Below are 13,215 nucleotides of genomic sequence, written 5' to 3' on the forward strand. Positions count from 1 at the left end.
GGTGGATTTAGCAGGACTCGAACCTGCGACCAACCGGTTATGAGCCGGTTGCTCTAACCAACTGAGCTATAAATCCGCCAGAAGTTAAAATAAAAATGTTATTATATCTTTATTTCCTTAATTTAAATTTAGAATTTTATTTTTACCGCTTTTTCTATTGCTAAATATCTAAAGGTTATTAAATTTTGTAAAATTCCAAAGAAAATCATAAAAGTAGCAAAAGAACTTCCCCCATGACTAAAAAATGGCATAGGTATACCAACAACAGGAGCAAAACCTATGGTCATTGATATATTTACCGCTACATATATGAAAATAAATAAAGCAATGCAATTTGTCACCACTCTTGTAAAATAATCATCTTTGAGCTTATAATTTAAACTCAATAAATGAAAAATGAGTAAGGTGTAAAGTAGTATGATTACAACTGCACCGATAAAACCAAATCTTTCAGACAAATATGCAAAGATAAAATCACTCGTAGAAATAGGTAAAAATTTAAAATGTGTTTGTGTAGCTTCATCTGCTTTTTTTCCGCTCAAACCACCGCTTCCTATAGCGATGATGGATTGTTTTACATGGTAACTTGGCTCTTCAGCTAAGAAATCATGAATTCTTTGTTTTTGATAAGGCTTTAAAAAATCACTATAAATAATAGGTGAGGCTATGGCTATAGCTAAAAAAATACTAAGCCAAATTTTATAATTTACTCCTATGATAAAAAGCGTTCCAAAGCCTACTATTAAAAGCACTAAAGCTGTTCCTAAATCAGGTTCTCCTGCTATAAGCAAAAACGGAAGCAAAATATAAAAACTTAGCTTTAAAAATTGTTTTAAGCCATAGCCATTAGGCGGTGGAGGATTTTGATAAATCAAATAAGCTAACATTAAAATAAAAGAGGGCTTAAAAATTTCAGAAGGTTGTATGGTAAAATGCGTAAAAGGTATTTCAAGCCATCTTCTAGCCCCAAGTTTTTCAACACCAAAAATATCTACACTTAAAAGTAAAGCTATATTAATCCAATATAACACAGGTATAAGCCACATTAGTCTTCTTAAGGGTAAAAAGAAAAAAAACGCAAATCCTGCAAAACCCACTAAAGTATAGATAAATTGTTTTTCAGCTAAGCGCGTATTTGCCTCATAAATTAAAAGAAAAGATATAGCTATGATAGGTAACACTAAAAGAGGTTGTACAAAGTCAAAATGTGTTAAAATTCTTCTATCAAGTTTTATCAAAGCTACCCTTTTTATAAAATATTACATAATTATATGCTAAAATTGCAAATTTTATCACAAGGAAATATAATATGCTAAAAATTTCATCACTTTGTGAAGAAAGATTGGATGTTTTTTTATCAGATATACTTAAGCAAAGTCGTTCGCAAGTTGCTAAACTAATCAAAGAAAACTGCATATATATTAATGAAAAAATAGAAAATAAAAGTTCTAAAAAAATAAAACAAAAAGATGAAATAAGTATTTTTTTACCTTTAGTAAAAGAAGCCAAAGAAAGTTACACGCCTGAGTTTGATATAGAAATTTTATATGAAGATAATGATGTTTTAGTTTTAAACAAAGCTCCTAATGTTGTCGTGCATGGTGCAAGTAGTGTTAAAGAAGCAACTTTGGTGGATTGGCTTTTGCATAAGGGCTATGCTTTATCAAATTTAAATGGAGAACATAGAGCAGGGCTTGTGCATAGACTTGATAAGGGCACAAGTGGAGCTATCATCATAGCTAAAAACAATCAAGCACATCAATTTTTAGCAAATCAGCTTTTGGATAAAAGTATGGGGAGATTTTATCTTGCTTTGAGCGAATTACCTTTGAAAAATGATAAAATGAGTAATGAAAAAGCTATTATGCGTTGTCCTAGCAATAGGCTTAAAAAAATTACTACAAATACTAAAAATCCTTTAGCAAAAAATGCAAAAACAGATTTTATAAATTTATTAAGCGCTAAAAATTGCTCTTTGATAGCTGCTAAGTTATACACAGGAAGAACTCATCAAATCAGGGTGCATTTAGCAGATTTTAATCGATATATTTTAGGAGATCAATTATACGGATATAAAGGAAAAATAAAGTATAATAGAGTAATGCTTCATGCGTATTTGATTTATTTTATTCATCCTAGGACTAAAGAGTTGATGTTTGTAAAAGCTCCTATGTTTGATGATTTTTATCAAATTTTAAAAGAAAATTTTACACAAGGAGAGATAGATGAAAAAACTTCATTGGATTATCTTAAGTTCTGCTTTAGCTTTTAGTGCTTGTAGCGTAAGTTCACCGCAAATTGCTCAAGTAAATGATACTTTACCAAAAATATCAAGTATTAAAAGTATAAGTGATATTACAAGTATAGCGTTTGAATGGGAACCTTTGTATGATCAAAATATAGCAGGTTATTATATTTATAGAGCAAATGCAGCTGGTGCACCTATGGAGCTTATAGCAAAAATTAAAAATAAATTTCAAACTCATTATACTGATACAAATTTAGCACCAAATACAAGATATTATTATTCTATGAAAACCTTTAATGAACTTGGACAAGTTTCTCAAGATGGTGTAAGTATAGAAGCTTTTACAAATAGAGTGATTGATCCAGTGCCTTTTGTGCAAGCTATTGTGGGGTTGCCAAATCGTGTGAAAATAGTTTGGAGACCACATCCTGATGTAAGAGTAAATTCATACATCATTGAGCGCGCAAATATGAAAGATATGAAATTTAAAGAATTAGCTAGAATCAAAAATCGCTTAAGTGCTGAATATATAGATGATTCGCTAAAACCTGATGAAAGTTTTCAATATAGAATCATAGCTTTAACTTATGATGGTATTAAAAGCACTCCAAGTAAAATAGTAGAATCAACTACCAAAGCCCTTCCTCCTATGGTAAGTAATTTACAAGCAAGTAAAGACGCACCAAGAAAAATCATTTTAACTTGGGATAAAATTGATTATGCTGATTTTGCTTATTATAAAATTTATTCAAGTTCAACTACTTTTTTACCTTTTAGTGTGGTAGCTAAAACTTCTGAAAATACTTATGAAGATGTGGTTAAAGGTGTGGCTGAAAAAAGATATTATAAAGTTAGTATGGTCGATAAAGATGGCCTAGAAAGTCCTATAGCAAGTGAGCCTGTTGAAGGTATTACCCTAGGAGCACCATTAGCGCCAAGTATTGTTTTGTGTGCTGTTGAAGATGATGGTATTAGAGTAGAGTGGATTGATAATGATGATAGAGCTAAAGAATACATAGTTAAAAGAAGTGGTGGTGGAAGTAATGCTGTGTTTAAAGAGATTAAATCTAAACAATTAAAAGATATTACTGCAGCTCCTGGAAAAGTATATAGTTATGAAGTTATTGCAATTGATGCAAATGGCATAGAATCAAAAGCTTCTGATAAATTTACAGCAGTAAAATAATGCCAAATTTTAAGTGTAAAATTTTAAAAGAAATTCAACTTCCTTTTGAAAAAGATGGAGTTGAATTCTTATGGCTTGCCAAAGGTGAAAATGTTGATTTGCTTTTTACGCGTATAAATCAAGAAAAATTTTTTTTACAAATTAAAAAAGATGAAAAAAAACAAGAATGGCTTATAAAGGGTGAAAAACATACTAAGCCTTCACAAATTGGATATTTGCAAAAGGCTTTACTTGTATTTAAAGAAAATTTTACTCAAGATGTAGTTTGTGAAGCTGTGGCGCTAAAACACACAAGGTTAATCCAAAAAACACCTTTAATTGCTAATGATTTAAAAGAAATTTTAGAACAAATAAAAAATAAAAAACAAATTTATATTGAAATAGGTTTTGGAAGCGGTAGACATTTGCTTTATCAAGCTAGGCAAAATCCTAATGTACTGATAATTGGTATAGAAATTTACACTCCTGCATTAGAACAAGTAGCTAAACTTGCTTTAAGTGAAAATTTAAACAATGTTTTATTAATAGAAACTGATGCAAGATTATTATTAAGCGTACTTGAATCTAATCTTGTGGATAAAATCTTTTTGCATTTTCCTGTTCCTTGGGATAAAAAGCCTCACCGTAGAGTAGTGGGGTTAAATTTTGCAAATGAATGCGCTAGAGTTTTAAAAGAAGATGGACAATTTGAACTTAGAACGGATAGTTTTTTGTATTTTGATTTTACTTTGGAGACTTTTTTAACTTTCTCACATTTAAAAGCTTTAATCAAAAAAAATGAAAATTTAGAAATTTCAAGTAAATATGAAGATCGTTGGAAAAGACAAAATAAAGATATATATGATTTAATCATTAGTGGTTTTAGCAAGAGTAAAAGCTTAAATAAAAATCAAAAATTTGCTATTGAGGATTTAAAATTAAATACAAAAGAATTAGCTTGTATAAAAAAGAATTTTAAAAATGAAGTTTTTAAAGGCGAAGATTTTTTCTTGCATTTTGAAAAAATGTATATTAAAGATGAAGAACTTGTTATTAAAATAGCTTTTGGTGCTTTTTATAAACCTGAACATGTTTATATAGTATTAAACTTACAAAAGATAGAATTTATCTTTGAGCAACCTTTTAAAACTAAAGAAAATTTAAAAGCTATAGAAAAATTAAGAGAAATATTGTATTCTTATATTAAATAATAATGATTTAAATAATTATCAAACAAATGATAAGGAAAAAACAGTGATGATAGAAGCCAAAAAGCTTTGTCTTGGTTATGATGAGCTTGTTATAGAAAATGCTAGTTTTTCGCTAAAAGATAATGATTTTGTTTTTATCACAGGAAAAAGTGGTAGCGGAAAATCAACTTTGTTAAAATCTTTTTATGGGGATTTGGAGCCAATAAGTGGAAATTTAAAGGTTTGCAATAATGATTTAGTGGATATTTCTAATGCTGAACTTTTGCAGCTTAGGCAAAAAATAGGAATTATTTTTCAAGATTATCGTTTGGTTCAAGAATTTAGTGTAGAAAAAAATGTAATGTTACCTTTGATGATTAAAGGTTATAGTAAAAATGTATGTAAAGAACAAGCTGCAAAGCTTTTAAAGCATGTAAATTTAACTTTCAAAGCTGATAAAAAGCCAGCTCAACTTTCAGGTGGAGAGCAGCAACGCGTGGCTATGGCAAGAGCCCTAGCACATAATCCAAAATTACTCTTATGCGATGAGCCAACGGGAAATTTAGATGAGTATTCTTCAGATATTATATGGACTTTATTAAAATCAGCTAGAGAAATACTTGGAACTTGTGTGGTAGTTGTCACACATAGAATTCCTACTAATTTAAGACTTGATTATCGTCGTTTTAATATAGAAAATGGGAGAATGAATGAAATCTTTTAAAAATCATCTTTCTTTAATATTTGCTTTAATGGTGATGATGTTTGCTTTTGAGTTTTTGATTATCACAAATAAAACTATTGAATATTATGAAAAACTTTTAAATAAAGATTATAATATCATTTTAGTAGGAAAAACTCACTTAGATAAAAAAAGCATAGAGGATCAAGTAAGTCATTTTCAGTCTTTAGAAATTTTAAATCCAAATGAAATGATAGATAGACTTAAAAATGATATATCAGCTAAAAACATAGAGGTTTTAAAGGCTACATTGCCAAAATTTTATACTTTGAAGCTTAATAAGCTTTTGTCAGAAGATGAGTTAAACATTTTAAAAGATAAACTTTTAAAAAATCCTAACATTACTAGAGTGGAGACTTTTGCAAAAACGCATACAAAAATTTATAAACTTTTAGTTTTAGTGAAATTTTTATTATGGTTTTTCTTGTTTATTATAATATTGCTTAGTTTTGTATTATTGCTTAAACAAATGAAAATTTGGCTTTTCGAGCATACTCAAAGAGTGGAAATCATGTGCTTGCTTGGCGCCCCATTTTGGTTTAGATCTTTTATGCTTTATAAGATAGTTTTTATTGATTGTTTTATAGCATTTTTATTGCTTGTATTATTTTTTACCCAAGTTTATGATCTTGAATCCATTAAACTAGCTTTACAAAGTGTAGATATTAGCTTACCTAAAATAAGTATTTTCACGCATTTATTTTTGATTTTTTTAGCAATGCTTTGTGTTTGTTTTGCTTGTGTGAATTTTGTGATGTTTAAGGTTAGAAAATGAAAAAATGCTTTTTGCTTTTTTTATTTTCCTTTTCTGTTTTATTTGCAAATGAAATTGCACAAAAGCAAAAAGATATTAAAGAAAATGAACGCATAGTAAAGCAATTATCTAAAAAATTAGAAGATTTAGCTAGTGAAATTTTAGATAATGAGAAAAATTTAAAAAAAATTGCTTCAGAAATTAGCACCTTAACTTCAAAAACTTCTAAACTTGAAGGATCTGTGAAAACTCAAATAAAAGCATTAGAGCAGCTTAATGCACAAAATAAAGATCTTTTGCAAAATAAAAATAAGATCGAAGGAAAAATAATTGATTTAATTGCTAAAGATTTTGCTTATGATTTAGCAATCCCTAAAAATTATATTGAAAGTGAAGATAGTATTATTGCTTTGGAGTTAGTTGGGGTTTTGGATAAAATTTTCAAAGAAGAATTTTATCAAATTTCAAAAGATTATGAAGATGTGAGCAAAAAAATAGAAGAAAAGCAAAGACAAATTACTACAATTAATAATAATTTAAAAGTTTATAAAGATCAAATTGATGAGCTTAAAAATCTTAGAAAAAAACAAGAGCAAGAAATAGCTAAACAAAAAACTGATAAAGAAATTTATACTAGAAAACTTTCTAATTTGCAAGCCCAACAGCAAGAATTAAGAAAAACACTCAATAAATTAAAAATTATCAAAGAAAAAGAAGAAGAAAAATTAGCACAAAAAAAGGATGATCAAAAGCCAAATTCAAACATAAAACAAGTGGGTTCAAGCTATCAAACAAGCAGTGTTAAGCGCTATAGTGGTCCTAAGACAATAGCTCCTTTAGAATCTTACACAGTAAAGCAAAAATTTGGAAATTATATAGATCCTATTTATAATATTAAGATCTATAATGAAAATGTAGTTTTAAAAAGTGATAGTGCTAATGCTGCGGTAAGAAATGTCTTAGATGGAAAAGTAGTTTTTGCAAAAGCAACTCCAACTTTAAAGCAAGTTGTGATTGTTGAAAATAAAGATGGTATACATACTATTTATGCGCATTTAGATAAAATTGCCCCTGGGGTTAAAGTAGGTAGAAATATCAAGAAAGGTTATATTATAGGTAGGGTTGAAAGTGATTTAACTTTTGAAGTAACCCAAAAGAATTTTCATATCAATCCTTTGGAAATGATTAAATAAATTAGTTTTTTTTAATGCGAATTTTGATATAGTTTTAAATCAAAGGAGAAATTTAATGAACAATAAAAGAAAAAGAGTATTGGTTAAATTTTCTGGAGAAGCTTTGGCCGGAGAAAATGGATTTGGTATAGAAAATTCTATTTTAAAATATATAGCTTCTGAAATAAAAAGTTTGATTCATGAAAATGTTGAAGTAGGTATTGTAATAGGTGGTGGTAATATCATTAGAGGGGTATCTGCTGCAAGAGATGGACTGATAAAAAGAACAAGTGGCGATCATATGGGTATGCTTGCTACTGTAATTAATTCTATAGCTATGCAAGAAGCATTAGAAAGTGCTGGACTTGATGTGAGGGTTCAAAGTGCTATCCAAATGGAAGCATTTTGCGAAACATATATTATGAGAAGAGCACATAGACATTTAGAAAAAGGACGCATAGTTATTTTTGCTTGTGGTACTGGCAATCCTTATTTTACTACAGATACTGCTGCAACTTTAAGAGCGGTTGAAATTCAAGCAGATATGATCATTAAAGCAACTAAGGTAGATGGAATTTATAATAAAGATCCTAAAAAATTTGATGATGCTATTATGCTTAATGAGTTAAGTTATGAAAGAGCTTTACATGATAATATAAAAGTTATGGATGATACGGCAATAGCCCTAGCTAAAGATAATGCTTTACCTATTGTGGTATGTAATATGTTTAAAGAAGGAAATTTATTAAAAATTATCCAAGGCGATATGAGCTTATGCTCTATTGTTAAAAATCAAGATTAAAGGTAAAAAATGAGAGTAGAACAAATAGCTGCAAAGGCATTAAAAAAATTAAAAGATGATAGATATAAATTAGCTCTTGTAGTAGCTAAAAGAGCTGAAGAGCTTGCAAATGGCGCAGAGCCTTTAGTAAATTTAGATAAAAATAAATATAAATATACTGATATTGCTTTATATGAAATAGCAGAAGATAAAATCGTATTAGAGGGATTTATTGAAGCTGGTAAATGATGAGTTATTGCTAGATAAACTTGTTGATGATGTAAAAAATTGCAAGGATTTACAAAGAGCAAAAGAAATTCTTTTTATGGTTTTTCCACAATCTGCTGTTTTGGAAAAAGCAGTGGAGTTTTGTATCCAAAAACACGAAGGACAATTTAGAAAGAGTGGAGAACCTTATGCGGTTCATCCTATATTGGTAGCTTCTTTTGTAGCTTTTTTGAGTCCTATACAATCTATGATTATAGCCGCATTATTACATGATGTATTAGAAGATACAAATTGTAATGAAGAAGAGTTAAATGCAAATTTTGGCGAAGAAGTAACAAAATTAGTTCAAGGTTTAACTAAAATAGTTAGTATTAGAGAAGATCATCTTACTCATTCTAATTCCAATGAGAAACTTGCAAAATCTGCTCTGACTTTTAGAAATATGCTTTTAGCGGGTGTTGAAGATGTGAGTGTGCTTGTAATAAAGCTTTGTGATAGATTGCACAATATGCTTACTTTAAATTATTTACGAGAAGATAAGCAAAAAAGAATTAGCGAAGAAACCTTAGTGGTATATGCACCTATAGCTCATAGACTTGGAATTTCAAGTATAAAGAATTTACTTGAGGATTTAAGTTTTAAATTTTTGCTTCCTGATGAATATGCACAAATTGATAATTATATAAATGCAAAAGATCAACAAATTCAACTTGGATTTAATGAATTTATTTCAAAAATAGAAATGTTATTTTTGGAAAATGGGTTTAGACAAGGTAGTTTTGTTATACATAAAAGAATTAAACATAATTATTCTATTTATTTAAAGATGCAAAGAAAAGGTGTGGGGCTTGATGAAGTTTTAGACCTTTTAGGTGTAAGAATTTTGGTTGAAAAAGTTTATGATTGTTATTTGGCTTTGGGAATTTTACATACGCATTTTAATCCTTTGATTTCAAGATTTAAAGACTATATAGCCTTGCCAAAACAAAATGGTTATCAAACCTTACATACAACACTTTTTGATGCAAAAAATATCATAGAGGCTCAAATTCGCACCTTTGATATGCATAAAACTGCTGAATTTGGCGTTGCAGCACATTGGAAATATAAAGAAGGAAATATTGCAACACCAAATTTAGATTGGCTTGAAGATATTTCTATGCATGGTAAAGAAGAAGGAAATAATATACAAGATTGTGATGCTATTGAGCTTTATGAATATGCAAAGGATAGTTTATATATTGAGGATATAGCAGTATATTCTCCTAAAGGTGAAATTTTTACCTTACCGCGTGGAGCTACGGCTTTGGATTTTGCATATGAGGTTCATACTAAAGTAGGACTTCATGCAAAAACCGCCTTTGTAAATCGTATGAGAGTCCCGCTTTTAACTGTGCTTAAAAATGGAGATATAGTTAGTATTGAAACTTCGGAGGAAGAATTTTTTAGATGCTCTTGGATAGATAGTGTTAAAACAGGAAAAGCTAGGGCTAGCATAAGAGATTTTTGTAAGCAAAAGAAAAAAGAATTAAACAATAAAATTGCCATTAATCTTTTATCTACGGCATTTAATAAAGATTCTAAACTTATAGAAGAATGGCTTGAAAAAGAAAAATTTAATAAAAAGCTCAGACAAATTGCTTTAGATTTTAATTATTTTAAAGAGGTAATTATAGCTCTTAGAAAATATGTAGGACAAAATCAAGCAGCTAAATTTGAACAAAATGAACAAAAATTTGAAAGCATAGTGATTGGTTCTAATTATAAAATAACTACGATTAATTTTGATTATTGTTGTAGACCTAAAAGAGGAGATGAAATCATTGCTTTTAGACATTCAACTAGTGCTACAATACACCATAAACTTTGCGAACAAGCAATGAAGATGATAGAAGATAACAAAGAAATGGTTTTTGTTTCTTGGAATGATAGCTCGATAAAAAGTTACAAAATCATTGTTTCTATAGAAAATAAAAAAGGCTCTTTAGCGGATTTTCTAACTACTTTGGCTAAAATGCAGATTAATGTTTTAAGTATTAATTCAGCCGATTCAGAGCCTGTGGTGGCAAATTATTTTGAAGTGCAAGTTGAATTACCTAATAATATAGATGTTGAAAATGCAAAAGAAAGATTAAAAGCTAGGTATAAAATTTTAGATTTTACATCTTTAAATGATGCATATAATAATCACTAAAAAAGGTTTTATAATGAATATTGAAGAAATTATTAAAGAAATTAAAAGAGGAATAGCAGAAATTATTGATGAGGAAAGATTGATTTCTTTGGTAAAAAATTATTATGAAAAAGGCGAAAACTTTTTTGTAAAAGCTGGTTTTGATCCTACGGCCGCTGATTTGCATTTGGGTCATACTGTAGTTTTAAGCAAGATGGCTTTACTTCAAAAGCATGGAGCTATAGTACAATTTTTAATAGGTGATTTTACCGCTCAAATAGGCGATCCAACAGGAAAAAGTGTCACAAGAAAAAAACTTGATAAAGAAGAAGTACTTAAAAATGCCAAAACTTATGAAGAGCAAGTTTTTAAGATTTTAGATCCAAGTAAAACTCAAATTCATTTTAATTCTAAATGGCTAAATGAGCTTGGTGCTGCTGGCATAGTAGAGCTTACTTCGACTTTTAGTGTTGCTAGAATGCTTGAAAGAGATGATTTTACTAAGCGTTTTAAAGAGCAAAGTCCTATATCAATTTGTGAGTTTTTATATCCACTTTTACAAGGTTATGATAGCGTTGCATTAAAAAGTGATATAGAAATGGGTGGAACGGATCAAAAATTTAATCTTTTAATGGGTAGACAGCTTCAAAGAGTATATAATTGCCAAAAAGAGCAAGCGGTGGTGATGATGCCATTGCTTGAAGGTCTTGATGGTGTAAATAAAATGAGTAAAAGCTTAGGAAATTATATCGGTGTAACAGAAAATGCTAAAGATATGTATGCTAAGGTTTTGAGTATAAGTGATGAGTTGATGTTTAGATATTATGAGCTTTTAAGCGAAAAAAGCTTAAATGAAATTTCACAAATGAAAGATGATATTAAAAATGGCTCATTGCATCCTAAAAAAGCTAAGGAAAATTTAGCTTTAGAAATAACAGCTCGTTTTCACTCAAATGAATGTGCTTTAAAAGCCAAGGAAGAATTTGACAAAGTTCATAGTGCAAAAGAGCTTCCTAGTGATATGCCAAGTTTTACTTTAGAAGGTAGTATTTGGCTTGCAAAAGCTATAGTGGAATGTAAAATGGAAAGTTCTACTTCAGCTGCTAGAAGATTGATTAGTTCTAATGCAGTAAGTATTAATGGAGAAAAAGTTCAAGATGAACAATACCAACTAGAAAGTGGAGAATATATTATACAAGTTGGAAAAAGAAAATTTGCAAAATTAAAGGTAATATAATGAGTTTTAAAGCTTTAAAAATTGGAAAGCATGAGATAAAATATCCTATTTTTCAAGGTGGAATGGGGCTTGGTATAAGTTGGGATAAGCTTGCTTCTGCAGTTTCTTTAAATGGTGGTTTAGGGATTATTTCTTCAGTGGGAACTGGGTATTATGAAAATAGAACACATATAGATAAAGAACTTAATGCAAAACCTTATGGTAGTGATAATTTTTACTCAAAAGCAGGCTTAAAAGCTTTGATAGATAATGCTAGAAAGGTTTGCAAAGACGCACCTTTGGGCTGTAATATTTTATATGCAAGTAATAATTATGCACAAATTGCTCGTAATGCTTGTGAGGTTGGTTTTAATGTGATAGTTTCAGGAGCAGGACTTCCTACAAATTTACCTGAATTTACACAAGATTATCCTGATGTTGCTTTGGTACCTATTGTATCATCAGCTAAGGCTTTAAAAATTATTTGTAAAAGATGGCAAAGTAGATACAATCGCTTACCTGATGCAGTTATAGTTGAAGGACCAAAAAGCGGCGGACATCAGGGTTTTACTTATGAGCAATGTTTAATGGATGAATATCAATTAGAAAATGTGGTGCCACAAGTTGCGCAAGAAATTAAAAATTGGGGCGACATACCACTGATTGCTGCAGGTGGAATTTGGGATAAGCAAGATATAGAAAAGATGATGTCTTTAGGAGCAAGTGGCGTTCAAATGGGAACTCGTTTTATAGGAACTTTTGAGTGTGATGCGAGTGATGATTTTAAACAAGTATTACTTGATTGTAAAAAAGAAGATATTGAGCTTTTAAAATCCCCGGTTGGTTATCCTGCAAGAGGAGTAAGAACTAATCTTTTAAATTTAGTAGATAAAAGAATGGGGCCAAAAATTTCTTGTGTGAGCAACTGCGTTGCACCATGTGGTAGAGGCAAGGAGGCTACTAAAGTAGGTTATTGTATAGCGGATAGATTATACGATGCTTGGAGTGGCAAAAAAGAAACAGGTTTATTTTTTACAGGAGCTAATGGGCATAGATTAGATAAACTTATTAGTGTAGAAGAACTAATGAAAAAATTAGTTTATGGTGAAGATGCTTAGAATATTTTTTATTTTTTTATTATTTTATATTGGTGTTTTTGCTAATGTAGAGGTTAAAAAATTTGATCAAAACTTTTTAACCTCTAATGCAGAAGAAAAATTACAATTACATCAACAACTAAAATCTTTATATATACAAAGCGTAATTAATGATAATAATGAAGAAAAAAATGAGATTTTAAAAAGATTAATCATTAGTTCAAATTTTTTAGGTTTTGATGATAAGGCTTATGTGCAAGAGCTTAAAGAAAGTGGAGTAAGTGAAGAAGAAATTTCGCGTTTAAAAAATGCTTTAAAAGTTATACAAGATCAAAAAATAAAAAAAGAGCTAGTAAAAAACGAAACTAATGCTACCGCTTTTACTAATAAAAAAGAAGATAAAAAAGAAGATAAAAAAGAAGATAAAAAAGAAGATAAAAAAGAAGATA

General features: G+C 29.3%; 12 protein-coding genes, 1 tRNA gene and 1 pseudogene. 12 read left to right on the forward strand and 2 right to left on the reverse strand.

Going from position 1 to position 13,215, the window contains the following annotated elements; genetic code table 11:
* Window positions 1-2: 2 nt before the first annotated feature.
* Both L8W57_RS07510 and L8W57_RS07515 read right to left on the reverse strand, forming a co-directional pair.
* Window positions 3-76 (reverse strand) — tRNA-Ile (locus L8W57_RS07510).
* Between the two features lie 52 nt (window positions 77-128).
* On the reverse strand, window positions 129-1,238 hold the full coding sequence (locus tag L8W57_RS07515; RefSeq protein ID WP_087700555.1) for an FtsW/RodA/SpoVE family cell cycle protein: 1,110 nt from the start codon (window positions 1,236-1,238) through the stop codon (window positions 129-131).
* Between the two features lie 71 nt (window positions 1,239-1,309).
* Between L8W57_RS07515 and L8W57_RS07520 the strand changes: the two genes are divergently transcribed.
* The 12 genes and pseudogenes from L8W57_RS07520 to L8W57_RS07575 all read left to right on the forward strand — a co-directional run.
* On the forward strand, window positions 1,310-2,272 hold the full coding sequence (locus L8W57_RS07520; RefSeq protein ID WP_263662295.1) for an RluA family pseudouridine synthase: 963 nt from the start codon (window positions 1,310-1,312) through the stop codon (window positions 2,270-2,272).
* On the forward strand, window positions 2,226-3,434 hold the full coding sequence (locus L8W57_RS07525) for a ferrous iron transporter A (RefSeq protein WP_220566341.1): 1,209 nt from the start codon (window positions 2,226-2,228) through the stop codon (window positions 3,432-3,434). Before L8W57_RS07520 ends, L8W57_RS07525 begins: the two co-directional genes overlap by 47 nt.
* Complete coding sequence (gene trmB / locus L8W57_RS07530; protein WP_263662296.1) at window positions 3,434-4,624, forward strand: tRNA (guanosine(46)-N7)-methyltransferase TrmB; 1,191 nt, start codon at window positions 3,434-3,436, stop codon at window positions 4,622-4,624. The genes L8W57_RS07525 and trmB overlap by 1 nt, the downstream gene beginning before the upstream one ends.
* A gap of 46 nt (window positions 4,625-4,670) precedes the next feature.
* Window positions 4,671-5,327 (forward strand): cell division ATP-binding protein FtsE, encoded by a 657-nt coding sequence (locus tag L8W57_RS07535; RefSeq protein ID WP_039625813.1) that lies wholly within the window; start codon window positions 4,671-4,673, stop codon window positions 5,325-5,327.
* Window positions 5,314-6,120, forward strand: coding sequence for an ABC transporter permease (locus L8W57_RS07540; protein ID WP_133319253.1), 807 nt, complete (start codon window positions 5,314-5,316; stop codon window positions 6,118-6,120). Before L8W57_RS07535 ends, L8W57_RS07540 begins: the two co-directional genes overlap by 14 nt.
* Window positions 6,117-7,292: a murein hydrolase activator EnvC family protein gene (locus tag L8W57_RS07545; RefSeq protein WP_263659927.1), complete on the forward strand. Its 1,176-nt coding sequence runs from the start codon at window positions 6,117-6,119 to the stop codon at window positions 7,290-7,292. The genes L8W57_RS07540 and L8W57_RS07545 overlap by 4 nt, the downstream gene beginning before the upstream one ends.
* Before the next feature lie 55 nt (window positions 7,293-7,347).
* Window positions 7,348-8,073 carry a UMP kinase gene (gene pyrH, locus L8W57_RS07550; protein ID WP_133319251.1) on the forward strand — a complete coding sequence of 242 codons (726 nt, stop codon included), beginning with the start codon at window positions 7,348-7,350 and terminating at the stop codon, window positions 8,071-8,073.
* A gap of 9 nt (window positions 8,074-8,082) precedes the next feature.
* Window positions 8,083-8,301 (forward strand): DNA-directed RNA polymerase subunit omega, encoded by a 219-nt coding sequence (locus L8W57_RS07555; RefSeq protein ID WP_133319250.1) that lies wholly within the window; start codon window positions 8,083-8,085, stop codon window positions 8,299-8,301.
* The gene (locus L8W57_RS07560) at window positions 8,285-10,474 is read left to right on the forward strand and encodes a RelA/SpoT family protein (RefSeq protein WP_133319249.1); all 2,190 of its coding nucleotides are present in this window, start codon (window positions 8,285-8,287) and stop codon (window positions 10,472-10,474) included. Before L8W57_RS07555 ends, L8W57_RS07560 begins: the two co-directional genes overlap by 17 nt.
* Window positions 10,475-10,487: 13 nt before the next feature.
* The gene (gene tyrS / locus L8W57_RS07565; RefSeq protein WP_133319248.1) at window positions 10,488-11,690 is read left to right on the forward strand and encodes a tyrosine--tRNA ligase; all 1,203 of its coding nucleotides are present in this window, start codon (window positions 10,488-10,490) and stop codon (window positions 11,688-11,690) included.
* Window positions 11,690-12,787 (forward strand): nitronate monooxygenase, encoded by a 1,098-nt coding sequence (locus tag L8W57_RS07570; RefSeq protein WP_133319247.1) that lies wholly within the window; start codon window positions 11,690-11,692, stop codon window positions 12,785-12,787. The genes tyrS and L8W57_RS07570 overlap by 1 nt, the downstream gene beginning before the upstream one ends.
* Window positions 12,780-13,215: pseudogene (locus L8W57_RS07575) on the forward strand (N-acetylmuramoyl-L-alanine amidase); the annotation flags it as partial. The gene L8W57_RS07570 and the pseudogene L8W57_RS07575, both read left to right, overlap by 8 nt.

The sequence above is a fragment of the Campylobacter sp. IFREMER_LSEM_CL1890 genome, assembly GCF_025772045.1.
In the GTDB taxonomy this organism is placed as follows: domain Bacteria; phylum Campylobacterota; class Campylobacteria; order Campylobacterales; family Campylobacteraceae; genus Campylobacter_D; species Campylobacter_D lari_D.